The 24,752-nt window shown below is 66.3% G+C and carries 26 protein-coding genes; 13 read left to right on the forward strand and 13 right to left on the reverse strand.

Annotation, left to right across the window (positions count from 1 at the left end):
• Positions 1 to 57: 57 nt before the first annotated feature.
• Positions 58 to 912 (reverse strand): hypothetical protein, encoded by an 855-nt coding sequence (locus RH857_RS03215; RefSeq protein WP_310536536.1) that lies wholly within the window; start codon positions 910 to 912, stop codon positions 58 to 60.
• Between the two features lie 33 nt (positions 913 to 945).
• On the opposite strand from RH857_RS03215, the gene RH857_RS03220 reads away from it, so the two are divergent.
• From RH857_RS03220 to RH857_RS03250, 7 genes are all read left to right on the forward strand, one after another.
• Positions 946 to 1,608 (forward strand): histidine phosphatase family protein, encoded by a 663-nt coding sequence (locus RH857_RS03220; RefSeq protein WP_310536537.1) that lies wholly within the window; start codon positions 946 to 948, stop codon positions 1,606 to 1,608.
• 60 nt (positions 1,609 to 1,668) lie between these two features.
• The gene (locus RH857_RS03225; protein WP_374761114.1) at positions 1,669 to 2,322 is read left to right on the forward strand and encodes a TlpA family protein disulfide reductase; all 654 of its coding nucleotides are present in this window, start codon (positions 1,669 to 1,671) and stop codon (positions 2,320 to 2,322) included.
• Positions 2,319 to 3,092, forward strand: a complete 774-nt coding sequence (locus tag RH857_RS03230; RefSeq protein ID WP_310536539.1) for a cytochrome c biogenesis CcdA family protein — start codon at positions 2,319 to 2,321, stop codon at positions 3,090 to 3,092. The genes RH857_RS03225 and RH857_RS03230 overlap by 4 nt, the downstream gene beginning before the upstream one ends.
• Positions 3,092 to 4,834 carry a cytochrome c biogenesis protein ResB gene (gene resB / locus RH857_RS03235; RefSeq protein WP_310536540.1) on the forward strand — a complete coding sequence of 581 codons (1,743 nt, stop codon included), beginning with the start codon at positions 3,092 to 3,094 and terminating at the stop codon, positions 4,832 to 4,834. The genes RH857_RS03230 and resB overlap by 1 nt, the downstream gene beginning before the upstream one ends.
• A gap of 2 nt (positions 4,835 to 4,836) precedes the next feature.
• Positions 4,837 to 5,979, forward strand: coding sequence for a c-type cytochrome biogenesis protein CcsB (ccsB, locus tag RH857_RS03240; protein WP_310536541.1), 1,143 nt, complete (start codon positions 4,837 to 4,839; stop codon positions 5,977 to 5,979).
• A 3-nt stretch (positions 5,980 to 5,982) separates the two neighbouring features.
• Entirely contained in the window at positions 5,983 to 6,321 is a 339-nt protein-coding gene (locus RH857_RS03245; RefSeq protein WP_310536542.1) for a DUF4229 domain-containing protein, read from the forward strand.
• Between the two features lie 116 nt (positions 6,322 to 6,437).
• On the forward strand, positions 6,438 to 6,902 hold the full coding sequence (locus RH857_RS03250; protein WP_310536543.1) for a PLD nuclease N-terminal domain-containing protein: 465 nt from the start codon (positions 6,438 to 6,440) through the stop codon (positions 6,900 to 6,902).
• 38 nt (positions 6,903 to 6,940) lie between these two features.
• On the opposite strand, the gene RH857_RS03255 is transcribed toward RH857_RS03250, so the two are convergent.
• The 3 genes from RH857_RS03255 to RH857_RS03265 form a co-directional block, all read right to left on the reverse strand.
• Complete coding sequence (locus RH857_RS03255; protein ID WP_310536544.1) at positions 6,941 to 7,909, reverse strand: 1,4-dihydroxy-2-naphthoate polyprenyltransferase; 969 nt, start codon at positions 7,907 to 7,909, stop codon at positions 6,941 to 6,943.
• Positions 7,910 to 8,011: 102 nt separating this feature from the next.
• Positions 8,012 to 9,334 (reverse strand): AMP-binding protein, encoded by a 1,323-nt coding sequence (locus RH857_RS03260; protein ID WP_310536545.1) that lies wholly within the window; start codon positions 9,332 to 9,334, stop codon positions 8,012 to 8,014.
• On the reverse strand, positions 9,331 to 9,630 hold the full coding sequence (locus RH857_RS03265; protein ID WP_310536546.1) for a hypothetical protein: 300 nt from the start codon (positions 9,628 to 9,630) through the stop codon (positions 9,331 to 9,333). Before RH857_RS03265 ends, RH857_RS03260 begins: the two co-directional genes overlap by 4 nt.
• 307 nt (positions 9,631 to 9,937) lie before the next feature.
• Here RH857_RS03265 and RH857_RS03270 point away from each other — a divergent pair, with 307 nt between their 5' ends.
• Positions 9,938 to 10,429: a GyrI-like domain-containing protein gene (locus RH857_RS03270; protein WP_310536547.1), complete on the forward strand. Its 492-nt coding sequence runs from the start codon at positions 9,938 to 9,940 to the stop codon at positions 10,427 to 10,429.
• 55 nt (positions 10,430 to 10,484) lie between these two features.
• Here RH857_RS03270 and RH857_RS03275 read toward each other — a convergent pair whose 3' ends face one another.
• On the reverse strand, positions 10,485 to 11,285 hold the full coding sequence (locus tag RH857_RS03275; protein ID WP_310536548.1) for a MerR family transcriptional regulator: 801 nt from the start codon (positions 11,283 to 11,285) through the stop codon (positions 10,485 to 10,487).
• A gap of 117 nt (positions 11,286 to 11,402) precedes the next feature.
• On the opposite strand from RH857_RS03275, the gene RH857_RS03280 reads away from it, so the two are divergent.
• Positions 11,403 to 11,969, forward strand: a complete 567-nt coding sequence (locus RH857_RS03280) for a DUF4287 domain-containing protein (RefSeq protein ID WP_310536549.1) — start codon at positions 11,403 to 11,405, stop codon at positions 11,967 to 11,969.
• A gap of 13 nt (positions 11,970 to 11,982) precedes the next feature.
• Here the strand turns inward: RH857_RS03280 and RH857_RS03285 are convergent, their stop codons facing one another.
• Together RH857_RS03285 and RH857_RS03290 are read right to left on the reverse strand one after the other, a co-directional pair.
• Complete coding sequence (locus RH857_RS03285; protein ID WP_310536550.1) at positions 11,983 to 12,636, reverse strand: response regulator transcription factor; 654 nt, start codon at positions 12,634 to 12,636, stop codon at positions 11,983 to 11,985.
• Entirely contained in the window at positions 12,633 to 13,367 is a 735-nt protein-coding gene (locus tag RH857_RS03290) for a sensor histidine kinase (RefSeq protein WP_310536551.1), read from the reverse strand. Before RH857_RS03290 ends, RH857_RS03285 begins: the two co-directional genes overlap by 4 nt.
• Between RH857_RS03290 and RH857_RS03295 the strand changes: the two genes are divergently transcribed.
• Positions 13,352 to 13,570: a zinc-binding dehydrogenase gene (locus RH857_RS03295; protein WP_310536552.1), complete on the forward strand. Its 219-nt coding sequence runs from the start codon at positions 13,352 to 13,354 to the stop codon at positions 13,568 to 13,570. The two genes, RH857_RS03290 and RH857_RS03295, sit on opposite strands and share 16 nt — an antisense overlap.
• Positions 13,571 to 13,594: 24 nt before the next feature.
• On the opposite strand, the gene RH857_RS03300 is transcribed toward RH857_RS03295, so the two are convergent.
• Genes RH857_RS03300 through RH857_RS03320 form a run of 5 tightly spaced genes read right to left on the reverse strand, consistent with a single transcriptional unit; the run spans position 13,595 to position 19,662 of the window.
• Entirely contained in the window at positions 13,595 to 14,566 is a 972-nt protein-coding gene (locus RH857_RS03300; protein ID WP_310536553.1) for a 1,4-dihydroxy-2-naphthoyl-CoA synthase, read from the reverse strand.
• Entirely contained in the window at positions 14,563 to 15,462 is a 900-nt protein-coding gene (locus tag RH857_RS03305) for a hypothetical protein (protein ID WP_310536554.1), read from the reverse strand. The genes RH857_RS03300 and RH857_RS03305 overlap by 4 nt, the downstream gene beginning before the upstream one ends.
• Before the next feature lie 41 nt (positions 15,463 to 15,503).
• Complete coding sequence (locus RH857_RS03310) at positions 15,504 to 17,690, reverse strand: S9 family peptidase (protein WP_310536555.1); 2,187 nt, start codon at positions 17,688 to 17,690, stop codon at positions 15,504 to 15,506.
• Positions 17,691 to 17,718: 28 nt separating this feature from the next.
• Positions 17,719 to 18,396 carry a response regulator transcription factor gene (locus tag RH857_RS03315; RefSeq protein ID WP_310536556.1) on the reverse strand — a complete coding sequence of 226 codons (678 nt, stop codon included), beginning with the start codon at positions 18,394 to 18,396 and terminating at the stop codon, positions 17,719 to 17,721.
• Between the two features lie 39 nt (positions 18,397 to 18,435).
• The gene (locus RH857_RS03320; protein WP_310536557.1) at positions 18,436 to 19,662 is read right to left on the reverse strand and encodes a sensor histidine kinase; all 1,227 of its coding nucleotides are present in this window, start codon (positions 19,660 to 19,662) and stop codon (positions 18,436 to 18,438) included.
• A gap of 174 nt (positions 19,663 to 19,836) precedes the next feature.
• On the opposite strand from RH857_RS03320, the gene RH857_RS03325 reads away from it, so the two are divergent.
• Positions 19,837 to 20,700: a DUF4352 domain-containing protein gene (locus RH857_RS03325; protein ID WP_310536558.1), complete on the forward strand. Its 864-nt coding sequence runs from the start codon at positions 19,837 to 19,839 to the stop codon at positions 20,698 to 20,700.
• Between the two features lie 40 nt (positions 20,701 to 20,740).
• Here RH857_RS03325 and RH857_RS03330 read toward each other — a convergent pair whose 3' ends face one another.
• Positions 20,741 to 21,427, reverse strand: a complete 687-nt coding sequence (locus tag RH857_RS03330) for a response regulator (protein ID WP_310536559.1) — start codon at positions 21,425 to 21,427, stop codon at positions 20,741 to 20,743.
• A gap of 138 nt (positions 21,428 to 21,565) precedes the next feature.
• Here RH857_RS03330 and RH857_RS03335 point away from each other — a divergent pair, with 138 nt between their 5' ends.
• Both RH857_RS03335 and RH857_RS03340 read left to right on the forward strand, forming a co-directional pair.
• Entirely contained in the window at positions 21,566 to 23,545 is a 1,980-nt protein-coding gene (locus RH857_RS03335) for a sensor histidine kinase (protein WP_310536560.1), read from the forward strand.
• Positions 23,546 to 23,660: 115 nt separating this feature from the next.
• Positions 23,661 to 24,746, forward strand: a complete 1,086-nt coding sequence (locus RH857_RS03340) for a fatty acid desaturase family protein (protein ID WP_310536561.1) — start codon at positions 23,661 to 23,663, stop codon at positions 24,744 to 24,746.
• The last annotated feature ends 6 nt before the right edge of the window (positions 24,747 to 24,752 follow it).

Below are 24,752 nucleotides of genomic sequence, written 5' to 3' on the forward strand. Positions count from 1 at the left end.
GTGTGATGGCGAGCGTGAGCTCGCCGAGAGCGTGGCGGGGTGTCCCCGCCCGCGGAACTAGCGCTGATACAGCGCGGCGCGGCGTCGCTCCTTATAGGCGCGCCGTTCCTGGACGTAGGCGTTGGTAGCCGGCATCCACAGCATCACGAGCGCTACGAGGCTGGCGATGATCACCGCGGCGATGATGCCGTACGAGGCGCCGTTGAAGCCCAGCAGGAGCATCCCCAGGCTCAGGGAGAGCCAGATGGTGGCCAGGATGCGGCCCACCTGACCGGTCATGGTGCCCACAAACGCCATGGTGATGTAGACGGCCAGCAGAACCAGTGACCAGACCAGGGCCATGATTCCCAGGGTGAGCATCATGAACTCCATCAGTTCCTGGGTGCTCAGATCCTGCAGCTGGGGATCGTTCGCGGCCTGAGCCGTCATCTGGCTCTCAAAGATCTCTGCCTGTGTGGAGCCCATCACGTCGCTGGGGTCCATCACCGGAAGAGTCATCAGGGAGTAGATGCCCCAGGCCAGGGAGAGAATAGCCGCGCCGAGCATCAGGAACAGGGCGGTCAGCAGCGTGCCCGGACGCTTGGGAGGCGCCACCGGGCCGGCGGGTAGCTGCTGCTGGGCAGGGTTGTCCTGCCAGGCCTCGGACTTGCCCGAGCTGCGCTGCTGCTCCGGATGGCCCCAAGTCGGTGTGCCGTAAGGGCTGTTTTCGGGGGCGCTGTAGGGGTTGTCGCCGTAGGGATTCCGGCCGTAGGGGCTCTGCGGTGCAGACTTCTCACGGGGCTTGTCCTCGGGAGAACCGTAGGGGCTGGCGAAGCCGCCCTGGCCCTCGGAGCTCTGTTCCTGACCGGTGTTGGGCGCATAGCGCCCGTAACGAGGTTCGGGGCGCTCGTCGTCGTGCTGTGAGGTGCTCATAGTGTCACTGTAGCGCTGTGCGAGACTGGGAACATGTATGAAGCCACCGTCCATCTGGTCCGCCACGGTGAAGTGCACAATCCGGACAGAGTCCTCTACGGGCGTCTGCCGGGCTTCGGCCTTTCTGACCTGGGCCGTCGCATGGCAGAGGGGATCGCTGACTACTTCGGTGACCGTGCAGAGAACGGCCGCCCGGTTCACCTGCTGGCCTCCTCTCCGCTGCAGCGTGCCCAGGAGACCGTCGCCCCGCTGTCGAAGCGGCTCGGGCTTCCGGTCACCATCGAGGAGCGGGTCCTGGAAGCTGAGAATGCCTTCGAGGGACTCTCCTCGGTGAAGCGGCAGCTGCGCCGGCCCAAGCACTGGCCGTTGCTCATCAATCCCTTCCGTCCCTCCTGGGGAGAGCCCTACAAGGCGCAGGTGACGCGCGTGCTGGCGGCGGTGAAGGATCTGGCAGACCAGGCGGTCCAGGAGCACGGAGACGGGGCCGATGTCGTCGTGGTCTCACACCAGCTGCCCATCTGGGTGACCCGTCTGTGGGCTGAGCAGCGTCCTCTCTGGCACGATCCGCGCAGCCGCGAATGCACGCTGACCTCGATCACCAGCCTCCACATCGGCCCCTCCGGCGTGGAGTCGGTGAGCTATCACGAACCCAATAAGGAACTCAGCAAGCAGGCTCTGGCACTGCCGGGCGCCTGAACCGGCGCCTGTAGCTGCGCGTGTGCGGGTTTCTTCTACAGCCGGTAGAATTTTCCAATGATGCGTTCCGCCGACTCCCTTTCCCGTCGTCGTACCTTCCGCGCGCTCGCTGCGGGGGCGCTGATCTCTGCCCTGGCGCTGAGCGCCTGCGGGTCCGACGACGGACTCGAGCAGCGCGCGGCCAATGACGGCACCAACTACGTGGCCGGTGACGGTTCGGTGCAGGAGTATGCACCCGAGAATCGCGGCGAGCCCGTCAGCTTCGAATCCACCCTCTTTGACGGCACCGACGTCAGCCCCGCCCGCTGGGAGGGTGAGGTCGTGGTCATCAACTTCTGGTACGCCGCCTGCGCCCCCTGCCGGGTAGAGGCCCCGGACCTGCAGGCCATCCACGAGGAGTTCGAGGATGAGGGCGTCCAGTTCTACGGCGTCAACACGCGTGACACGCAGGCCACCGCAGAGGCCTTCGAGCGCAATTTCGGCATCACCTATCCCTCCATGGAGGACCGCGGAGGCCAGGTGATGATGGCAATGACCAACTATGTGCCGCCGTCGGCGGTGCCCACCACGCTCGTGCTGGACCGTGAGGGGCGCGTCTCTGCCCGCGTCCTGGGAGTCATCGAACCCGGCACCCTGCGTGCGCTGATCAACTCAGCACTGGAGGAGACCCCTGACGACGGCGGCTCAGCCGAGCAGGACGCACAAGACGCATGATCCCCGTGCTGTCGGCGAACAACGCCTTCGCTGAAATCGCCGTTGACGGATCCCTGCTGCTGGCCGCTCCGGTGGCACTCCTGGCCGGTCTAGTCTCTTTCCTCTCGCCCTGCGTGCTGCCCCTGGTGCCCGGCTACCTCGGCTATGTCACCGGCCTGTCGGGAGTGGATCTGCACGAGCGCTCCCGCGGCCGCATGGTGCTGGGCGCAGGACTGTTCGTGCTGGGCTTCAGTGTGGTGTTCCTGCTCATCGGCGCCGTCTTCGTCCAGGCCACCGCGTGGCTGCGATTCGAAGGTGGATGGGTCACCCAGGTGCTGGGCGTGCTGGTGATCATTATGGGCCTGATCTTCATGGGCGCCTTCCAGATCTTCCAGCGTGAGGCCAAGATCCATCGCCGGCCCCCGGACGGACTGCTGGGGGCACCGCTGCTCGGTGCCACCTTCGGCATCGGCTGGGCCCCCTGCATGGGCCCCACCTTGGCTGCGGTGCTGGCTCTGGTTTACGATCCCACCGGAGCTGACCACACCCGCGGCGCCCTGCTGGTCTTCATCTACTGCCTGGGCCTGGGGCTTCCCTTTATCCTCATCAGCCTGGGACTGCAGCGCGGCATGCGAGCTGTGAACTTCTTCAAACGTCACAAGCTGACCGTGATGCGCCTCGGCGGCGGCATGCTCATCCTCATCGGCGTGCTCATGGCCACCGGCGTGTGGAACACCTGGGTGTGGGCGCTGCAGGACTGGTTCGCCAACGAGATCAGGATGCCCATCTGATGAGCACACGCAAACTCGTCGAGCCCTCGGCTCACCGCGACAACGCCCGCGAAGACGCGCTGAATGCCGCCCAGGGCAGTGAGACGAAGAAGGACGTCGTCGCCCCTGCCCTCGGGGTTCTCGGCATGCTGCGCTGGGCCTGGACCCAGCTGACCTCCATGCGCATCGCCCTGATGCTGCTGCTGCTCCTGGCTGTAGCTGCGGTGCCCGGCTCCATCTTCCCGCAGCGAGTCCAGGACGCGTTTGCGGTGCAGACGTGGATCGAGGACAACCCCACGATCGGGCCGATCCTGGACTTCCTTCAGTTCTTCGACGTCTACTCCTCGATCTGGTTCTCCTCGATCTACCTGCTGCTGTTCATCTCCCTGATCGGCTGCATCATTCCGCGTGCGCGCAAGCACTGGCAGCAGATGACCACTCCGCCGCCGCGCACCCCTCGCCGGCTGCAGCGCCTGCCCGAGTACGGCGCCCTGGAGCTCGCCGAAGACGGCCCCTCCCCGGAGCAGGCCCTCAAGGACGCCGAACGGGTCCTGAAGAAGCGCCGCTACCGGACCGAGCTGCGTCTTGACGACGCCGGCACCGGCTCCGTCGGCGCGGAGAAGGGCTACCTCAAAGAGGTCGGCAACATCATCTTCCACGTCTCCCTGGTGGGCGTGCTGGTGTTCGTGGCGCTGGGCTCCATGCTCAGCTACCGCGGGCAGAAGGTGCTGATCGAGGACGAGGGCTTCGTCAACGCGCTGGTGGCCTACGACAACTTCTATCCCGGCACCTGGTTCTCCGAAGAGGATCTGGAGCCCTTCAGCATCCGGCTCAACGACTTCGAGCGCGAGTTCGACCGTCAGATGTTCGACGACGAGCCCAACCCGCACTACGGCCAGGCGCTCGGCTTCACCGCAGATGTCACGGTTCAGGACGGCGCTGACGCTGAGCCGGAGGACACCACACTGCGCGTGAACCATCCACTGACCCTCGGCGGAGCCCAGGTCTACCTGGTGGGCAATGGCTACGCCCCGGTGGTCACCGTCCGCGACGGCAACGGCGACGTGGCCTTCTCCGGCCCGGTCATCACCCGGCCTGATGACCCGGTCTACACCTCCATGATGGTCGTCAAGGCGCCCGACGCCGCCCCGGAGCAGCTCGGGTTCGTGGGACTGTTCCTGCCCACCGCCCACGACACCGGCGAGGGCCTGGCCGTCTCGGTGGATCCGGAGCTCTACAACCCGGAGCTGCATCTGAACTCCTACTACGGCGATCTGGGGCTCGACGACGGCATCCCCCAGAACGTCTATGTCCTGGACACCGAGAACCTTGAAGTCCTGAACTCCCGCGAGGTGGAGGCCGGCGGCATTGTCCTGGCCCCGGGGGAGACCCTTGAGTTGCCCGAGGGCATGGGCACCATTGAGTTCGAAGAGGTGCAGGACTACATCGCCATCGACATTCACTACAACCCGGGCGAGATGGGCGTGCTCATCTTCGCCCTCACCGCAGCGGGCGGTCTTATCGCGAGCCTGTTCCTGCGGCGTCGTCGTGCCTGGGTGACCGTGGAGAGGACCGAGGCCGGGCGTACACTGGTGCGTTACGGTCTGCTCTCCCGCGGTGAGGACTTCTCCCTGCGGGACGAGAACATCGCCCTGCGCACCCAGTTGGAGAAAATCTGGCCGGTCCGGCCGCCCGAGGAGCCTGAGGCCGCTGAGGCCGGTTCTGCGGCCGACACCACTACTGGAGAATCACGAGGTAGCTGAGAATGCTTGGACTCGACACCACCGTTCCGGTGCTGACTTTGGCCCCCATCAACGTGGAGCTGGCGGAGTACAGCGAGCTGTTTCTGCTCATCGCCGCGTTCATCTACACCCTGGCCTTCATCCTCTTTGCGGTGGACACCGCGCGCAGCTCGGCCACCATCCGCCGGGTGGAGGCAGAGCTGGCCGAGGAGCATGCAGCGCTGCAGACGCAGGCACGGCCGCGTGAACTTGCCGGAGCCGGCGGACCGGACGTCTCAGAGAGCACCGACGCCGCCGTATCCGGCGGTGCTGAGTCCTCGCTGCCTGCCGACGACGAGCACCTGGTCGATGAGGACATGGCCTACGTGGGCACCAAGCGGCCCCTGGCCAACGTGGCTGTGGCGCTGAGCGTAGTGGCCGTGGCCGCCCATGCATTCGCCGTCATCGCCCGCGGCGTGGCCGCCTCCCGCTGGCCGCTGGGCAACATGTTCGAGTTCCTCGTCGGTGCCGCCCTGATCGTCTCCCTGGTCTATCTCGTCTCCCTCATCCGCCGTGACCTGCGCTTCCTGGGCGTCTTCGTGCTCGGGCTGGTGGTGACCATGATGGTGGCCGCCACCATCGGATTCCCCACACCCATCGGACACGTCCAGCCCGCGCTGCAGAGCCCCTGGCTGGCCATCCACGTCTCGCTCGCAGTGCTCTCGATCGCCCTGTTCGTGCTGACCTTCGCCATGAGCGTGCTGCAGCTGACCCAGAGCAAGCGCGAGAAGGCCCTGGCCCGCGGAGAGAACCTCTCCAGCGGCGAGAGAATGCTGACCCGCGCGCCCTTCCTGCGTCTGGTGCCCAAGGCCATGTCCCTGGAGAACTGGTCCTACCGCATCAACGCGGTCGCCTTCGTGTTCTGGACCCTGGGCCCCATGATCACGGGCGCCATCTGGGCCCGAGAGACCTGGGGCCGCTACTGGGGCTGGGACGCCAAAGAGGTCTGGACTTTTGTGATTTGGGTGGTCTACGCCGGCTACCTGCACGCCCGGGCCACCCGCGGCTGGACCGGAAACCGGGCCGCATGGCTCTCCATCGCCGGATTCATCTGCATCATCATCAATTACGCCGTCGTCAACGTCTTCTTCCCCGGTCTGCACTCCTACGCAGGCCTCCCGGAGTAACCCATGGCTGTTCTGAAGTACTCGCTGCTGCGACTGGGCGTCTTTGCCGCCGTCTTCTTCGCGTGTCTGTATCTGGACCTGGGGCAGTTCACCGTCCCGTTCGCCATGATCTGCGGCGTGGTCATCTCCTGGGCTGTGGGCTACCTGTTCTTCAACTCATGGCGGGTGGCCGCCGGTGAGCAGCTGGCCCGGCGCCTGGGCAGCAAGCGCAAGCTGGCCGAAAGCGAGGCCGACGACAACGCCGCTGAGGACGAGCTGGCTGAGGAGTTCCACCGCGCCCAGGAGACCGCCGCCGAGGACCGGCTCGGCCCCGAGAATCCCCAGCAGAGGCCATCCCGCTAGCTCACAGCGGAACCAGGCGCCGGGGGGACTCTCCCGGGTGCGGGGTGAACTACCCTGGTAAGAGAATGAGCCGGGGACCCGGCTCAGGCGAAGAATGAGACGGGAAGCGAACGAACGTGGTACGTGTCTTCATCGGGCTAGGAATCGTTGCCCTCGGCCTGCTCATCTACTGCACGGTCGAGTGCCTTCAGACTCCGCGCCATCGCCTGCGAGTCATGCCCAAGACCGCATGGCTGGCCACCATCATTCTGGTGCCGCTGCTGGGCCCGGGACTGTGGATGGCCTTTGGCCGCATCAAGGAGTCCCGCGGCGGAGCTGCGCCCCGCAAAGGCCCCGCCGCCCCCGATGATGACCCGGAGTTCCTGCGCAACATCGAGTTCCAGCGCCGCCAGGCGGCCCGCCGCGAGGAGGAGGTCCGCCGTCGTCGGGAGAAAGAGCGCAAGAAGGCCGAGCAGGAACGCCGTCGTCGGACCTCCTCGTCGCAGGAACAGGCAGACGACGACGCCGGCGACTCAGGTGATCAGGCCCCCGACGGTGACGAGCCCGACGATCACGGACCAGAGGGGCCGCAGCGCTCGTAGGTTGTGCGTTGAGGGTCGCGCGTTGCGGAGGTAGCGGCTCAGGCCAGCAGGAGCGCCGTCGAGTAGGTGAGCGCGAACGCGATGCCGATGAGGCCAGTCAGCTGCAGCACCTTGATGAGCTGGGGGCCGGTCTGGCCGGGATTGAGCATGATGCGTGCCGGTCCGGCGCACAGCAGCCAGGAGATGGCCACCAGCAGGAACCACAGGCTCTGCCCCAGCAGCCCCAGGGGCAGCACCACGGCGAGTCCCACCATGAGTACGTAGCTCAGGCGTGCGTGCTGGTCACCCAGGCGGACGGCCAGGGTGATCTTGCCAGACTCGCGGTCGGTGGGGATGTCGCGCACGTTGTTGGCCATCAGCAGCGCCGAGGCGATGAGTCCGTGCGAGACGGCGCCAATGAGCGCCTCAGCCACCGGGAACTCTGTGCTGACTCCGCGCACGGTGGCGGCGGCCACCATGGCGTAGGTGGTCCCCAGTGTGGCCACCAGACCGAAGAAGATGAACACCATGATCTCGCCCAGACCCATGTACCCGTAGGGCTTGGAGCCCCCGGTGTACCACCACGCGGCGAGCACGCAGAGGGCGCCGGCGCCGATCAGCCACCACTGTCCGGTCAGCAGCACGATTCCCAGGCCGGCAAGCGCTGCGACGCCGAAGCTGGCGAAGGCGGCACGCTTGACCTGCCGCGGCTGTGCCGCACCGGAGCCGGTGAGCCGCATGGGACCCACGCGGGCGTCGTCGGTGCCGCGGATGCCGTCGGAGTAGTCATTGGCGTAGTTCACGCCCACCTGCAGGGCCAGGGAGACGATGAGGGCTAGGACCGCTGTGAGGACCATGGCCGTGCCTGGTGAAAGGAAGTCCGAGGCCCAGGCTCCGGCCACGTAGGCGAAGTCCTGGGTCGCTGGTGCTGCCGCTGCCGCGGCGGTCGCGCCGATCAGGACCGGGGCCACGGCCATCGGTAGGGTGCGGGGCCGGGATCCGGCCACCCATTGAGCAGCAGTTGCCATGGTTATCCCTTTCTGGCGCCCACCCTCGCGTTCGGTGATGGAAAGTGGAGATAGTTCGGGCGGAAATCCTCACAAATTATGGTCAAAATCCATCGCCGAACGTTAATTGGTGTCGGAGAACATCCTGCGCATGGCCTGCCGGTCCGGCTTGCCGCTGGACAGCCGAGGCAGCCGGCAGAGGTATCGCATGCTCTTGGGCACTGCCGCCGGGCCCAGCTGCTGCCGGAGCCCGGCGTTCAACGCTGCGAGCCACTCAGCTGTGAGTCGCTCCTCGGGCGGGCGGACGGCTGCTTCTTCCGTGCCGCTGTGCGGTGAGGGGGAGGACCCATCCTCCGGCCACCGCTCCAGCACGACGACGGCGGCTACCCGCTGGCCCCACTCGGGATCCTCGACTCCGGTCACGAATGCCTCGCGAATCTCCGGATCCGCTTCCAGGGCCTGGCGGACCTTCTCGGCAGAGACTTTGACTCCGCCGGTATTGATCACGTCATCGGCCCGACCGGTGATCGAGAGCACCCCGTCGGTGAGGACACCGAGGTCGTCGGTGAGAAAACGGCGTCGGCCCGATGCGTCGGCGTCGAACCTCTCGGCGCTCAGCTGTTCGTCCAGGTACCCGAGTGCCACCTGAGGGCCGGAGAGCAGGACCCTGCCGGCGTCGTCGACCTCGATGCCGACGCCCGGAAGCGGCACGCCGTCGTAGACGCAGCCTCCGCAAGTTTCGCTCATGCCGTAGGTGCGCATGACCCGGAGGCCGGCGTCTTGGGCGGTGCCGAGCAGCTGCGGGCTGGATGCTCCTCCGCCCAGGAGAATCGCGTCAAAGCGCTGCAGAACGGTGCGCAGCCGGGGGTGACGTTCGGCGTCGTTCAGCAGTCGGGTCAGCTGGGTGGGGACCAGGGAGACGTAGCGGTGCTGTGCGGTGAGCTGCTCGGCGGCGTGGGCAAAGGCCTCCGGATCCGTGGTGTGCTCCAGGAGAGGGACTGGCTCAGTGCCGGCCTCCAGGCTGCGGGAGAGCACGGCGAGGCCGGCAACATAGGAGGGCTGCAGAGTCAGCAGCCACTGGCCATGGCCGCCCCACCCGCGGGCGGCGAGGTGCTCGGCGGTCATCTGGGCCGAGGCGCGCAGGGCCGCAGCGGAGAGCAGTGTCTGCTTGGGTGTGCCGGTCGAGCCGGAAGTGCGGACCACCACTGCCGGGCGCTGACCCTCTGTTTGCCTCTGGCCCACCGCCGGCGCAGAGTGTGCTGAAACTGCGGGCTCAGGGGTCGATTCGGCGGTGTTGCCCCAGTTTCGGCACACTGTGTGGACATCAGGCCGTTCCACCCAGCGGGGCGGGGCTCCTTGCTCAGCTGGCAGGAACTCCAGCGGCGGCGTCCGGCCCGCCAAGGCCGCCTCCAATGCGGCCAGAGCCTCCCCGACCCAGGCGCTCATGCGCCGTCGTCGGGCTTGTTCCGCTTCTCGAGCTCTTCGAGACGCGCCTCCAGCATGTCCAGCCGCCACCGGTCCTCCGCAGCCATGTTCTCCTCCGCTTTGGTGGGGAGGTTCGGCGCTTCCAGCTCTCCGGCCGATTGTGCCTTCTCCAGCTTCTTCAGGCGCTTGCGCAGCTCTTCCAGCTCCTCGGAGGAGTCCGAACCGCCGGGAAGAGGCCGTCCGGTGACCATGCTGATGGCCTGCACCAGGCTGAAAGCGAGGATCGCGGCGATGGCGATCCATCCGAACCAGGGCATGCTTCATCTCCGTCAGTAGTGGTCAGTGCGCGAGGCGGGTCACCGTCAGCTTAGCGAACGCACCACCTCACGCCCCGGATCCGGGAGTTCGCCCCTGTTCAACGCCGGCCGCCGACCGTCGAGCCCGGGACGTAGGCTGATGCCATGCCCGGACCTGCGCGCAGGATACTCGTCGACAAGCACAGCGCAGAGCGCTGGGCGAGGAGCTACTTCGCGACCCAGTCGCTGGGAGGCGCGGCGTGATGGCGGTCCTCTCCGCACACAATCCACGCTCCGGTTCCGCCTGAGCGTAGAAGGGAATGCCACCATGAACATCACCATCACCGAAAAACCCGAACTGACTCTGGCCGGTCATGCCGCCCAGGTCCCCCTGATTTACGAGGGGGTGAACCCGCATATCCAGCAGCACATCGAGTCGATCACCGAGGAGCAGAACCACCGGCTCACGGAGACCAACGACGGCGATCCTTCCGGCATCCTGTCGATCACCTACGGTCTAGATCCCGACGCGGCCGAGGGGTCCATGCTGACCTACCTGCACGGCGTCGCGCTCGCCGAAGGCGCCCAGGTACCGGAAGGCCTGGACTCCATCTCGGTCGACGCCGGCACCTGGGCGGTCTTCGCCTCGGAGGGTCCGCACCCTGAGGTGCTGCAGAAGCTGTGGGCGGCCACTGCCACTGACTGGTTCCCCTCGAACCCGTGGCGGCTGCGCCCCGGCCCGACCCTGCTGCGGTATCTGAGCTTCACCGGAACCGACGCCACCTGTGAACTCTGGATGCCGGTGGAGAAAGACGGCTGAGTCAGAGGCCGCCACGGTGGGCCGTCAGGCGGAGGTGTTTCCTGACGGCCCACCCTCAGCTGCGACTGCGTCGCACCCATTCGGTCAGGGCATCGCGCACCAGCTGGGCGCCCTCTGCGCCGCCGTAGTTGGCGGCGAACCGCTCATCGGCCACGTACATCTCGGCCAGGCCGAGCAAATAGGCGGGGTCGAGGCGGCCGTCAGTTCGCGGAGCGCTGGGGACCCTGTCCAGCCATGCCACGTGCCGCGAGGCCAGGTCCTGGGCTCGATCGGAGTCAGGGGCGACGCCGTCGTCGGCGGCGGAGCGCCAGGCGGCGTTCAGGGATTCGACGTCGTCGGTGAAGCGCTGCTTCTCTTCCGCGCTCAGGCCCTCCCACCAGGTGTTGCTGCGCTTCCATGCGTCGGCGCCCCAGCGCTGAATGACCTCGTCCTTGTGCTGTGTGTGGTTGAACCCATCGAACATCGTGTCCGCCATGAGCTCACCACCTCCTTCCAGAGTTGTGATCGTGTGCTGGACTGAAGCGATCTGTCGCCCCAGCCGCTGCTGTTCGGAACAGAGAGCCTGAAGGTGTTCCCGGAGCACCTGCGTCTGCGCCGCCTGATCAGAGCTGTCACCCTCTAGGGCACGAGCGATTTCCGGTAGCCCCAGCCCCATCTGCCGCAGCAGCAGGATCCGCTGCAACCGAAGCAGGGACTGGGCGTTGTAGTGCCGGTAGCCGTTGAATCCCACACGTGACGGCGGCAGCAGGCCAATCTGGTCGTAGTGGCGCAGGGTCCTGCTGGTGGTTCCGGTCAGGCGGGCGATTTCCTGGATCGACCACTCCTGGGACTGGTCACCTTCGCTGACCGCTCTCATCCTCTTCTCCTCTCAGCAGTGAGCACCACGCTAGAAGTTGACGCAACGTCAAGGTCAACATGTGCTCCTCATTATGATGGCGAGAACGGCACATCGAGCAGACCGAAGGAACCCACCATGGCGGAGAAGCAGGGCGCGGCACCTGACGTCAGTGACGCGACAATTCGGGAGAACACCGGCCGCGGCTGGGACGAATGGGTGGCGCTGATCGACGCCGGCCCTGGACGCGCCGCCGGTCACGCTGCGATCGCTGCCTGGCTGGTGGAGGAGCACGGCGTCGACGGCTGGTGGGCTCAGGGCGTGACTGTGGGGTATGAGCGGATCACCGGTTTGCGGCTGCCGGGCCAGATGAAGGACGGCACGTTCAGCGTATCCCGCTCCAAGACCCTGCCCCTGGACGGTGCTGAGTTCCGAGAACGCCTGAACGACGACGACGCCCGCGCCGCTCTGCTGCCCGGCCTGTCCTCCCAGCCGCGCTCCAAGCCCACCACAAAGGCGCCGAAGTTCTCCCTTGCGGACGCCGAAACTGGGGAGAACGTAGGTGTTCTGCAGTTCCGCGTGGAGCCGGCGGCAGCGGGCTGCAAGCTGGTGGTCACCCATGAGAAGCTCCCGGACCCGCAGGCCGCGGAGAAGTGGAAGCAGCACTGGGGCGACTGGCTGGAGGATCTGACGGTCGAGCAATGAGGCTCAGCTGTCTTCAGCGCACGAGGCCTGCCCGATGGGCGATGATGACCAGCTCCGTCCGGTCCCGGGCATGAAGCTTGGCGAGGATGCGGCTCACATAGGTCCGGGCCGTGGCTGTGCTGAGGTATAGGGCAGCGCCGATCTCTGCATTGGTCTCGCCCTGAGCGACCCGTACCAGCACCTCCCTCTCCCGCTCGGTCAGGGCTGAGAGGTCCACCGCTGGGGCCACATCAGGCTCAGGCTGCGCAGCCATGTGTTCCATCACCTTGCGGGTGATCTGCGGTGACAGCAGGTTCCCTCCAGCCGCCACCGTTCGGACCGCCTCCCGAAGCTGCTCCGAACCAGTGTCCTTGAGCAGGTAGCCCGCAGCGCCTGCTCGCACGGCATCAACAATGTCGTCATCGTCGTCGAAAGTTGTGAGAATCACGACCCGCGTTCCCGCAAGGTGGGGGAGGCCCGTGATCTGCTCGGTGGCGCGGATCCCGTCGAGCACCGGCATGCGGATATCCATCAGCACGACGTCGGGCTGCTCCAGCTTCGCGGTCTGGACAGCTTCTTCGCCGTGACGGGCTTCGGCGATGACGTCAATGTCGGGGGCGTTGGAGAGCACTGCACGCAGACCTGCGCGCACCAGATCCTGGTCGTCAACAAGCAGAACACGGATCATGAGTTCTCTTCATGTGAGGGGATGGGGAGTCGCGCCTCCACGGTGAACCCCTCACCGTCGGAGGCGGCCCTCAGGGAGCCTCCCAGGGCTTCGGCACGTTCCCTCATGCCGGCGATCCCATATCCGGGAGTTCTCTCGGGTTCAGCTCGGGCGGGCCCAGGATCGGTGATGATCAGGTGTACTTCAGAGGGTGAGCCGAGGACAGTGACTGAAGCCGTATCGGCCATGGAGTGCCGCACCACGTTCGTCAGGGATTCTTGGAGAATCCGATGAGCAGCAGACTGGACGGCCGGCGGAGGCTGCTCGACCACCTGAATATCTGCGTGAACCTGCACAGGGAGGGGTTCGAAGATATTCGTTTGAAGGAACCCGGGGTCTAGGGACGGAATCTGTCGGGCGCTCGAAGGATTCGCGCCGCGAAGAGCCTGAACTGTGCGACGCAGCTCGGTCAGCATCTCCTGACTTGTGCCTTTGATGATCTGAGCTGAGTCTTTGACTGTGGAAGACTCTGATGCCGCTGCCTCCCGGACGACATCCGAGTGCATCGACACCACAGTGGCATGGTGACCCAGGGAATCGTGCAGCTCCCTGGCGATCGCCGCACGTTCCTCCGAGGCGGCAGCTGCTGCGCGTGCGTGCTCCTCCTGGGCGGCCGACTCAATGAGCTGGCGGCTGCTGTCCTGCAGCTCCTGTGGGAGTCGCAGACTGTAGCCCAGTGCGACGGCGGCCACGGTCACCCCCGGGGCCACTGTTCGAGGAGCTGACCCAACTGGCCGAAGGCGGCTACCTAGAGCCCGTGGTGGACCGAACCTTCCCGCTCGCGGAGATCGGAGAAGTCCAGGCCGCCCTGGAGGCCGGCGGGGTGCTCGGGAAGATCGTCGTTGACCTCGGGCAGGACTCCCATTCCACCAGCGAAGCGCCTCTGCGCAACTGAGCCCAGGGAGCGCCGTGCCTGTCCTCAGTAGTAGTACGGGAAGTCGGACCAGTTGGGGTCGCGCTTCTGCAGGAAGGCGTCGCGACCCTCCACCGCCTCATCGGTCATGTAACCCATGCGAGTGGCCTCACCGGCGAATACCTGCTGGCCGGCCAGGCCGTCGTCGGCGGCGTTGAAGGCGAACTTCAGCATACGGATCGCCTGCGGAGACTGCCGCGCAATATCGGCGGCGTACTCCAGGGCCACCTCTTCCAGGCGCTCGTGATCGACTGCCTCGTTGACCGCGCCGGCGGCCACCATATCCTCGGCAGAATGCTCACGTGCCAGGAAGAAGATCTCCCGAGCCTTCTTCTGGCCCACCTGCCGGGCCAGCAGCGCGGACCCGTAGCCGGCGTCGAAGGAGCCGACCGTCGCGTCCGTCTGCTTGAACTTTCCGTGCTGCCGGCTAGCGATGGTCAGATCAGCCACCACGTGCAGGGAATGTCCGCCCCCGGCGGCCCAACCGTTGACCACCGCGATGACCACCTTGGGCATGGTGCGGATCAGCCGCTGCACCTCCAGGATGTGGAGCCGTCCTGCCCGCGCTGGGTCCACCGTTTCAGCGGTGTCGCCTTCGGCGTAGCGGTAACCGTCCCGGCCGCGGATGCGCTGATCTCCGCCGGAGCAGAAGGAGTGCCCGCCGTCCTTGGGGGAGGGGCCGTTGCCGGTGAGCAGCACTGCCCCCACATCGGGGGTCATTCGTGCGTGATCGAGAGCCCGGTACAGCTCGTCGACGGTGTGAGGCCGGAACGCATTGCGCACCTCGGGCCGGTCAAAGGCGATGCGGACGGCCGGCAGATCGCGAACTACGGCGCCGTCGTCGTCGCGCTCAACGCGCCGGTGATAGGTGATGTCCGTGAAGTCGAACCCCTCCACCCGGCGCCACTGCCGGGGATCAAAGAGGTCAGAAACCTTCTCGGGAAGCTCTGCAGAGGTGCTGGTGCTGTTCTCGCTCACTCACCAGAGTCTACTGGGGCGGGCTCCGCTGTGCCGGCCGTAAGGATGTCCACCAGGTAGCCGGCCATCTCCTGCGGCGAGCCCGCCTCCCACAGCTCCTCCGAAAGGTAGGTCAGCTCGAGCACGGCGAACGCGTTCGCCTCCTCGTCGTAGTGGAGCACCTCATAGCGGCCGTGATTGGGTGCCAGATACCAGCGGCTCAACACGTGGAACTGCTGGCCTGCGTACTCCAGCTCCTCCACCTGGTTCTGCTGTGCCTCCGAGCTGGGCTGCTCGCGGAAGTGCTCCAGGGTGTTCTGCGCGGTGGCCTCCGAATCCGCCTGGATGAGCACCAGTCGACCCGCGTACTCGTCCGGGGACCACAGGTTGCACACATGCCGGTAGGCGTCCTCAGCCTGAGGGTCCGGACCCCAGGGGCCGAATCCAGCATCGGTGATCTCTGCGGTGCTGCCGAACATCTCCGGAAGCTGATCGGCCAGCAGGCAGTCTTTGCTCCGGCTGAGCACCGGGACCCCGGATTCAAACCCTGCCGAGGCCGGCCATGCGCGCGCGCTGTCGCTCAGCCATTCCTCGGGGATGTCGAGATCCTCCAGCTGCGGCTCCTCACGAGGCTGCGGCGACTGATCGGCCGGGGACTGCTCCGCAGGTTCGACGACGACGTCGCCCCCCTGCTGGGAATACTCCCCCTCAGCAGGGTCAGCAGGAGGCTCCGCGCCCTCACCGCCAGAGGCGTCGTCATTCTGCGTCTGACCAGAGCCGGAGGCCTGAGGACTGGGGGTCTCAGCGTCCTGGGCAAGGGCATCTGAGGCGTCGGTGGATGCGGTGCTGCATCCTGTCAGAACGAGAGCGGCCAGCCAGAGGAAAACCGTGCTGTGTGCCACAGACCGTGGGTCCATACTCGGTACTGTGGCACAGCGTGCCGGAATTCTTCAAGATTTCAACTTCTTTTGACGTGCGCGCCCAGCCACCAGGCGAGGAACGCGTAGTCCCAGGCACGGTCCTTCCACTCCTCATACCGCCCTGAGGCGCCTCCGTGCCCGCCGTCCATCTCTGTCTTGAGCACGATCGGGGACTCACCGCGCTGGTGCTCCCGCAACCGCTGAACCCATTTGGCCGGCTCCACATACAGCACACGGGTGTCATGCAGGCTGGTGACCGCTGCGATGGCTGGGTACTCGGTCTCCCGCACGTTCTCATAGGGGGAGTAGGACTTCATGTACCGGTAGACCTCAGGGTCCTCGATGGGGTTGCCCCATTCCTCCCACTCCAAGGCAGAGAGCGGCAGGTCAGGATCCAGGATCGAGGTGAGATTGTCCACGAAGGGCACCTGTGCCACGATCGCTCGGTACTTCTCAGGCGCCATGTTGGCCACCGCACCCATAAGGAGCCCGCCGGCGGAGCCGCCCATCGCGGCCACCCGCTCCGGGTCGCCCCAACCGAGGGAGACCAAGTGATCGGTGGCGGCAATGAAGTCGGTGAAGGTGTTGACCTTCTGCAGCTTCTTGCCCGCCTCATACCAGGCCCGCCCCAGCTCGCCGCCGCCGCGGACGTGGGCCACTGCGAAGACGATGCCGCGGTCCAGCAGGCTCAGCCGGGCGATGCCGAACTGGGGGTCCATGCTGACTTCATAGGAGCCGTAGCCGTAGACCACCAGCGGATTGGTGCCGTCCGGGCGCACACTGCGGTGGTGCATGACCGTCACGGGGATCTGGGCCCCGTCGGGAGCAGGCGCCCAGACGCGCACCGCGCAGTAGTCCTGCAGGTCGACGTCGTTGACGGGGGTCTCCCGGCGCAGAATCGGAGCGGCGGGGGAGGCACCGTCGTCGTGCGGTACGTCATAGATGCGCGGGGGAGTCATCCAGGAGGTGTAGACCACGCGGAAAACCGGTGCGTCGTATTCAGCAGAGGTGACCGCGCATGTGAACAGCTCCTCCTCGAAGGGCAGTCCCGGAAGCGAGGAGGTCGGTACGCCCTGCCCTCCGTCACGAACCTCCCGGACAGTGTCCAAGGAGAGCCGGTAGACGGATTCCACGGTATTGATGCGCGCGCTCACCAAGATCTCGGAGGCAGTGACGGTCACGGATTCATCGAGCTTGACCGTGTCCTCGTGCAGCAGCAGCGTCCGGCCCAAGGACAGCGGAGCCTCGGCGGGCTGGTTGGTCAGCGCAGAGGCGCTGGTCAATGACAGTGCGTTGTTGGGGCCGTGCTGGTTATGCGTGATGAGCAGCAGGCGCTCGCCGTCGAGCTCGAGGGGCTCCACAGCGTGCAGGAGGCGACGGTCCGCTCCAATGAGCAGCACCGGCTCCGCCTCAGGATCGGTGACGTCGAGCAGACGAGTCTCGTTGTACTCGGAGTTGCCCGAGTAGATCACCAGCTCCAGCCGGTCGGCTGAGAGCCACATACCGGTCCAGAGCTGTTCGTCGGTGATCTCCAGCAGCAGGCGATCCTGGTCCGGGCTGGTGCCCACCGTGTGCTGATAGAGACGGTAGGGTCGCCAGGCGGAGTCGGCGACCATGTAGTAGGCCCGGCGCCCCGTGGGCTCCAGGATGGGCCCGCCGTGAACGTTGTCGATGACCTCCGGGAGGTTCTCCCCGGTGGTGAGGTCCCGGAACCGCAGCGTGTAGTGCTCATCCCCGCTGGTGTCCTCGGAGTAGGCCAGCACCGAGCCCTCCCGGTCGGTGCTCAGGCCGCCCAGCGAGTAGAAGGGGTGGGTCTCGGCCTCGGCATTGGTGTCGAAGTAGGTGACCTCCCCGGGCAGGGGCTTGCCGGGCTCAACCTGCGGCGGCTCCCACGAGGAGGGATCGCTCACGGGCACACGGCAGTAAACCGGGTACTGCTGACCCTCACTGGTGCGGGAGAAGTACCACCATGCGCCGCGCCGGGCGGGCACGGAGAGGTCCGTCTCCACAGTCCGGTGCTTGATCTCGGAGAAGATCGCCTCGCGCAGCGGCGCCTGGGCCGCGGTGACGGCCTCGGTGTAGGCGTTCTCTGCACGGAGGTGCTCCAGCACCTCCGCCGACTCCTTCTGGCGCAGCCATTCGTAGTGATCGATGAAGGTTTCACCGTGGTGGTTCCGCTCGGTGGGGACCTTCTTGGCGATCGGCGGGACGGGCGTGGTTGTCATTCCTCTATTCAACCAGGCCGGCTGAGCCTCAACTGGGCTCGCCATCCAGCAGGTCGAGGCGTGCTTGGGCGACGACGACTGCCAGCTGCGCGCCGGAATCGGCGCCGACTTTGCTCATGGCCCGACCGATGGCGCTCTTGACGGTGCTGGCTGAGATGAACAGATGGTGGGCGATCTCATCATAGGTCCGGCCTTCACCCACCATCTGTGCCACCTGAATCTCTCGTGGGGAGAGGCCCTGGACCCGGCGTCGTGCGGCATCGCAGACCGGATCAGTCTGCGGCGCAATGTAGCTGGCAATCAGTCGTGACGTCAGTGCCGGGGAGATCATCGGATCCCCCTGATACGCCATGCGGATAGCAGTGGCCAAAGAGTCGGTGGCGTCGTTCTTCAGGAGGAACCCGGTGGCCCCGGCGTCGAGGGCACCGCGCATGTAGACATCGGTGTCAAAGCTCGTCACAGCCAGCACCGCGGGCGGGTTCACGGAGTTGCGCAGCCTGCGAGTAGTTTCGACGCCGTCCATCTCGCCTGTCAGCCGCAGGTCCATCAGCACCACATTGGGCCGGGCTCTACGCACCATCTGAAGGGCTTCGGGGCCCGTGCGGGCGGTCCCGACGACGGTGATGTCCTTTTCTCTGTCGAGGATCCGCTCGAGGGAATCAAGGACCAGAGTCTCGTCGTCGACCATCACCACCCTGATCTGCACTCAGCGGAGTCTACCAACGGCGAGTGGGGCCATGCGTCTTCAGGTGCTGGAACCCTCCCTGGCCCACGGCAGATGCACGCGCAGAAAGAAGCGTTCCTGCTGGCGCAGCACATCGACGGTGCCCCCGAGCATCTGGGCACGCTCCCTGATGCCGATCAGTCCGGTGCCCGATCCGGCGGTGAAATCCGACTCGCCGGTGCTGCGGTTGCTGAACTCCAGGTGGATTCCCTGGTGCTGGTTACCGCTGATGCGGACCGCCGCAGCGCGGTCCGGGCTGTGGCGCAGAGCGTTGGTGAGCGCTTCCTGCGTGATGCGAAGGACCGCCCGCTGAAGCGCATCAGGGGCGGTGGTGTAGCCGTCCAGCAGGATATAGGGACGGACCTCCAGACCCGAGGCCGTGGCGTCCTCCAACAGGTCCTGCAGATCCTGCACGCCCGTGGGTGGTTTTGCCGGCGCGGTCGCCGATGCCCCGCCCTCGCGCAGGGAGGTCAGCAGCAGGCGCAGATCTGACAGCGCCTGATCGGCGTAGCGCCGGGTGGTGCGCAGGGCGTCGTCGAGCTGTCCTGCATCTGCTTGCCGAGCGCTGTGCTCGAGGCTTCCCACTTGCAGTGAAAGACCCGAGAGGCGGCCGGCCAAGGTGTCGTGCACCTCGCGAGCCAGGTCCTCGCGCTCACGCTGGCGTACGAGCTCATCGGAGAGCTGCTCGCTGGTGTGCCGAGCCGACTGTGCCTGCGCTTTGGCTCGTTCGGTGGAGCGCTTCTGTCGCCTCCAGAAGGCGATGCCCATCACCAGGCTCAGACACAGGACCGTCAGCGACACGACGAGGACCTGGCCGGTGCGCTGATAGTCCTCGTCAGGCCAGGCGGACAATGCCCTCAGGTGCAGCGCAGCGTTGGTGAGGATACACGCCACGCCAATGCCCGCGATCACCCACTGCCACGGTGTGCTGCAGCGGATGATCCACACGGTCAGACCCACGGCCAGAACAAATGGGTCGGTCTGAACTGCCACCGCAGCAAGTGCCCCTGCCACCAGGAGCACGACGGGAGTCCTGCGGTACCAGGGCAGCGTGAGCAGAATCAGCATGCCGAGCAGAGCCCGGGTCGCCCCGAAGTCCGTGATCTCCATAGTGACCGGATCCAGCGTGGTGGGTGAGGTCATCATCGACAGCGTCAGCACCAGCACCCCGGACACGATCATGAGGACGACGACGGCGACGAACGCGAGTGCGCGCAGCAGGGCGTGAAGCCGGGAGCGGGGGGCCATTCGGTCAGTGTACTGAGGTCCTTCCAGCTGATCGGAGGGCGGATCGGCGAGACAACAGTGCCCGATCGGGCACGGCAGTTCACCCGATTCACCGTCCAGTCCGGATCCACCGCGCCATACCGTACTGATCACGGCCGCAGAACACTCGCACAATCGACGAAAGACAGGTACATCGTGACGACATCCGCATCGCACCAGACCCCCAGCGCCCCAGAGGCCGAAAGCACCAGAAACACCGTGGGCCTTGTCGCCCTGATCCTCGCCGTGATCGGTGCCGTCTTCGCGTGTGTGCCCGGCGCACTGATCATCGGCTGGGTGCTGCTGCCCATAGCCTTCGTCCTGGCCTTGGTATCCCTCTTCCTGAAGGGGAAGAAGCGCGGGATGGGCATTGCCGCGCTGATCATCTCCGTGGTCGGCACCGTCATCGGCGTCGTCGTTTTCCTCTCAGTGGTGGCGAACGCGTTCAGCGACAGCTTCAACCAGGAGACCAGCGGCAGCGCACCCGCCGAAACACGCGAGGAGGAGTCCGAGGACCAGGAAGCGGCTTCTGCTGAACCGGATGTGGCCGGAACCGAGGAGGAGGAAGAGGTGGCAGGAAGCCCCGATGGTGAGGGAACCAGGGAGAACCCCTACCCCCTGGGCGCCGAGATTTCCTCAGGAGACTGGACCGTGACGATCAACAGCGTGGACCTTGACGCCACGGACGCCGTGATGGCCGAGAACCAGTTCAACGACGCGCCGGCGGACGGCCACCTCTACCTCCTGGTCAACGTCACCGCTCAGTACACCGGAAACGATCCCGAAGGCAGCATGCCCTGGGTGACCGTGGAGTACGTCTCACCCCAGGGGAACACCTTCGACGCCGCCGAATCGTTTGCCGTTGCCCCGGATGCTTTGGACTCCACGGGAACCCTGTATGAAGGCGCTTCGGCCACGGGAAACATCGCGCTGAGCGTCCCCGCTGAGGAGGTTGAAGCTGGCGTACTGTCCGTGAGGCCCGACCTGTTCAGCGAGAAGGTCTTCGTCTCGCTGGACTAAAGGAAGCGGAAACTTTGCGGTTGGTGAACGACGGGGCCGTTCAACCCCCGGCGTTCACCAACCCCGACTCGTAGGCCGTCACCACGATCTGGGTCCGGTCACGCAGCCGGAGCTTCCCCAGAATGCGCGAGACATGGGTCTTGACCGTCTGCTCAGCCAGATAAAGTTCGGCGGCGATCTCCGCGTTGGAGAGTCCGCGGGCTACCAGCCGGGTGACCTCCAGCTCACGGTCGGTGAGAGCGGAAAGCACGCTGCGGTGCTGCTGAGGGGCGGCCGGACGGGCGGCGTAGTCCGCAATCAGAGTGCGGGTGATCCGTGGAGACAGCAGCGCCTCTCCGCCGGCCACCACTCGTACCGCGTGGATCAGCTCCTCGGGGGCGGCGTCTTTGAGAAGGAAGCCGCTGGCGCCGGCGCGCAGTGCGGAGAAGACGTACTCATCGGCGTCGAACGTCGTCAGCATGAGGATCCGCGGCGGAACACCGGGCATACTGAGCACTGTCCGGGTGGCGTCGAGCCCATTGACCTGGGGCATACGGATGTCCATCAGCACCACGTCCGGTCTGGTCCGCCGCACTACCTCGGTGATCCCGGCGCCGTCGTCGGCGGTGCCGACCACCTCGATGTCCTCCTGGGCATCCAGCAGGGCCGCAAAGCCGGCGCGGATCATGGACTGGTCATCAACGATCAGCACGCGCACAGCACTGGAGGAGGAATCGGTGGAAGGCACAGTCCCAAGCTACCCCAGGGCGGGCTCCTCGCGGATCCCTCTGCGAAGCACCGCGCCGAATCTCACCGGAAAGTATTACCGCCCGGATCACGGATTCGCTCCGGAGAGTGACGCGGGACGGGCAAGGGACTGTCTAGGTTGAGCGAAATCACCATGATCTCCCGCACCCGCCCTCGTGCCGAGCTGCCCATGCTGCAGCGGCTGGGGCGCGATTACGCCTTTGTGCTGCCCGGACTGCCGATCGCCATCTTCAGCTTCAGCCTGCTGCTGGCGCTGACGGTGGTCTCCGTGGCCACCTTTGTCATCTGGGTCGGGGCGCTGCTGCTGCCGCTGACGCTGATGGTGGCCTCGGGATTCGCGGCCCTGGACCGCAGCCGCCTGCGCCTGTGGGGTGCTGACGCCGGGCCCGTCACCTACCGGCCGCGCGAGGCGGGGCTCGCAGGCATCCTTCGCCTGCTGGGTGACCCGCGGCGATGGCTCGACCTTGTCTTCGAGATGATCATCGCCTTCCCGCTGCGGCTGCTGACGTTCATCGTGGCACTCGTTTGGACCGTGCTGAGCCTGGGTGGACTCACCTACGTCTTCTGGTCCCTGTTCCTGCCCGGAGAGCGGAACACCATTGAGCTGCTGGAACTCATCCAGCCCGAGCTGATTCCCGACGACGACGGCGCCCGCTTCCTCATAGACGCCGGGGCACACTTTGTCCTGGGGCTGATTCTGCTGCTGACCCTGCCCGCGGTGATGTCAGCTCTCGCCCGCTCCGATGCCTTCCTCACCGGCACGCTGCTGGGTGCCGAGGCCGCCTCCGCCCACGACAACGCGGATGTGGTGCGGTATGCGCCCGCGGCAGCGGGATCCCGTCACAGCGGTTCTTTCAGCGGGCGCGCCTGGGCATGGATCGGCACGGGTTTCGCGGCGATTGCCCTGCTGGCGGTGGCCTGGCCGGTGATGACCGTGGTCTATGCACTGGACGTCGCCGTCGCGATGGCGCTGGTGCTGCTGCACTGCGTCTCCCTGGTGATCACGCTGCGGTGGGCGTGGATCGGCATGATCCTGTCGCTGGGTGCGGCCGGCGGGCTGATGCTCGTCACGGTGGGCTCCGGAGTCAGCGTCTGGCCCTGGCCCGTGACAGCACTGATCACCCAGTGCGCTGTGCTGGTAGTCGCGGCACTGGCCCGACCCTGGTACGTGGCCGCCTCCGGGTGGTGCGCGAGCGCAGTCCTGACCCTGGGCGCGCTGCTGGCCGTGGCCCCGAACCTGCCGCGCGGGGCGTTGAGCACCGGCATCGTGTTCGGTTCGGTGAGTGCCGGCGTGGTGCTGCTGACTGCACTGTCACGCATGTGGATCGTCAACGCCGACCGGCTGGAAGCGGCTGAGCGCAGCAGCGCGGAACAGGATCGTCGCCGCAAGGAGCTGCAGGAGCGCAACCGGATTGCTCGCGAACTCCACGATGTGGTGGCCCACTCCATGTCGGTGATCAGCGTGCAGGCTGCTACTGCCAGGTACCGCAATCCCAGCATCGATGAGGCCGCGCAGCGGGAGTTCGACGAGATTGCCGGATCCTCGCGGCAGGCGCTGGGGGAGATGCGCATGCTGCTGAGCATTCTGCGCGGGGAGGATGATGTCCCCACGGCTCCCGAACCTGGTCTGCAGGACCTTGGGGCCCTCATCGAGGCCACCCGCGCCTCGGGCACGGAGATCCGCACGACTGGCGACGCGGCTCCGGGCGCGGCCGGCGGGACCGATGCCTCCGAGGGTGACGCCGTCTCCGGCGGGCTGTCCACGGTTTCCTCTGCGCTGCGAAGCGTCTCCTCCGCCACGGGGTTGGCGGCGTACCGCACCGTGCAGGAAGCGCTGAGCAACGCGCTTCGGCACGCCCCGGGTGCGGCCGTGGTGGTGGACCTGGCCGTGGAGGGAGCTGAGAGCCCGGACTCCTCGCGCGCACTGGTGATCACCGTGACCAACGAAGCCCCGCCCCAGAAGCTGACGACGCCGGCGCCGGGCGCTGGACTGGGACTGGCGGGAATCCGTGAGCGTACGGCTGCCGTCGGCGGGACCGTGGAGACAGGCCCCACCGAGGAGGGCGGGTTCCGGGTCCGCGCGATCCTGCCGTTCTAGGACCACGGCGGCGTCGTGAACCGTCGCCGACAGGACGACCCCCTACTCAGGTAGGGGGCATAGTTGGCTCCCCCGGGTGACGCCCTGAGCGCTGACGCGTTCCTACGGTGAAGGCATGACAGTCACCTCACCTCCGCGCAGTCCCGCCGCAGCGGGACGTGCAAACACCCAGGTCCAGGACTTCTTCGAGCTTTCCACCCGCGTGAAGGAGGCCGGACTCATGGAGCGCGGAGCGCGCAGCTACATCCCACGCACCATCGTGCTGAGTCTGGCGTTCATTGGTGCATTCGCCGGCCTTTTTCTGCTCGGCAGCAGCTGGTGGCAGCTAGGACTCGCCGCGGTATTCGGGGTGCTCTTCACGCAGGTCGCCTTCCTCTCCCACGACGCTGCGCACCAGCAGGTCTTCTCCAACGGGAGGAAGAACGAGTGGCTGGCCCGGATTATCGGCAACGGAATCGTCGGACTGTCCTACGCGTGGTGGGCCAAGAAGCACGGCAAACACCACGCCAACCCCAACACCATCGGCAAGGACGGTGACATCGCCCCGGGCATCGTGGCGTTCGTCCCGGAGGACGCGACCGCGCGTACAGGCTTCGCCGGCTGGTTCGTCCGTCGCCAGGGGTGGATGCTCTTCCCGCTGCTGACGTTCTTCGGCTGGGCATTGCACGTCCACGCAGTGGATGCGGTCATCCGGGCGGAGAAGGTGAAGCACCGGCCCACCGAGGCGGTGCTGCTGGCTGTTCGCCTCATCGGCTTTCCCGCCCTGGTCATCTGGGCCATGGGGCTGTGGATCGGCATCGCGTTCCTCCTGGTCCAGGTCGCAGTCTTCGGCGTTTACATGGGCGCGAGCTTCGCTCCCAACCACAAGGGCATGCCCCTGATCCCCAAGGACGTGAAGGTTGACTTCCTGCGCCGCCAGGTGCTCACCTCCCGGAACATCCGGGGCGGTCGTCCCATGGACTGGGCCATGGGCGGGCTGAACTACCAGATCGAACACCATCTCTTCCCCCGCATGCCCAGCCCCAACCTGCACAAAGTGGTGCCGATTGTGCGCGAGTTCTGCGCTGAGAAGGAGATCCCCTACACCGAAACCGGACTGGTGGAGTCCTACGGGATTGTCATCCGCTATCTCAACCGCGTGGGACTGGGATACGCCGACCCCATGGACTGCCCTGTGATCTCCCAGTTCCGCCCCCGCTGAGAGAGG

This window comes from Nesterenkonia flava, assembly GCF_031432335.1.
GTDB classification, from domain to species: Bacteria; Actinomycetota; Actinomycetes; order Actinomycetales; family Micrococcaceae; genus Nesterenkonia; species Nesterenkonia flava.

Coding starts and splice junctions, on each gene's coding strand:
- RH857_RS03215 (WP_310536536.1), bottom strand. CDS start 912: ATGAGCACCTCACAGCACGACGACGAGCGCCCCGAACCTCGTTACGGG.
- RH857_RS03220 (WP_310536537.1), top strand. CDS start 946: ATGTATGAAGCCACCGTCCATCTGGTCCGCCACGGTGAAGTGCACAAT.
- RH857_RS03225 (WP_374761114.1), top strand. CDS start 1,669: ATGCGTTCCGCCGACTCCCTTTCCCGTCGTCGTACCTTCCGCGCGCTC.
- RH857_RS03230 (WP_310536539.1), top strand. CDS start 2,319: ATGATCCCCGTGCTGTCGGCGAACAACGCCTTCGCTGAAATCGCCGTT.
- resB (WP_310536540.1), top strand. CDS start 3,092: ATGAGCACACGCAAACTCGTCGAGCCCTCGGCTCACCGCGACAACGCC.
- ccsB (WP_310536541.1), top strand. CDS start 4,837: ATGCTTGGACTCGACACCACCGTTCCGGTGCTGACTTTGGCCCCCATC.
- RH857_RS03245 (WP_310536542.1), top strand. CDS start 5,983: ATGGCTGTTCTGAAGTACTCGCTGCTGCGACTGGGCGTCTTTGCCGCC.
- RH857_RS03255 (WP_310536544.1), bottom strand. CDS start 7,909: ATGGCAACTGCTGCTCAATGGGTGGCCGGATCCCGGCCCCGCACCCTA.
- RH857_RS03260 (WP_310536545.1), bottom strand. CDS start 9,334: ATGAGCGCCTGGGTCGGGGAGGCTCTGGCCGCATTGGAGGCGGCCTTG.
- RH857_RS03265 (WP_310536546.1), bottom strand. CDS start 9,630: ATGCCCTGGTTCGGATGGATCGCCATCGCCGCGATCCTCGCTTTCAGC.
- RH857_RS03270 (WP_310536547.1), top strand. CDS start 9,938: ATGAACATCACCATCACCGAAAAACCCGAACTGACTCTGGCCGGTCAT.
- RH857_RS03275 (WP_310536548.1), bottom strand. CDS start 11,285: ATGAGAGCGGTCAGCGAAGGTGACCAGTCCCAGGAGTGGTCGATCCAG.
- RH857_RS03280 (WP_310536549.1), top strand. CDS start 11,403: ATGGCGGAGAAGCAGGGCGCGGCACCTGACGTCAGTGACGCGACAATT.
- RH857_RS03285 (WP_310536550.1), bottom strand. CDS start 12,636: ATGATCCGTGTTCTGCTTGTTGACGACCAGGATCTGGTGCGCGCAGGT.
- RH857_RS03305 (WP_310536554.1), bottom strand. CDS start 15,462: ATGGACCCACGGTCTGTGGCACACAGCACGGTTTTCCTCTGGCTGGCC.
- RH857_RS03310 (WP_310536555.1), bottom strand. CDS start 17,690: ATGACAACCACGCCCGTCCCGCCGATCGCCAAGAAGGTCCCCACCGAG.
- RH857_RS03320 (WP_310536557.1), bottom strand. CDS start 19,662: ATGGCCCCCCGCTCCCGGCTTCACGCCCTGCTGCGCGCACTCGCGTTC.
- RH857_RS03340 (WP_310536561.1), top strand. CDS start 23,661: ATGACAGTCACCTCACCTCCGCGCAGTCCCGCCGCAGCGGGACGTGCA.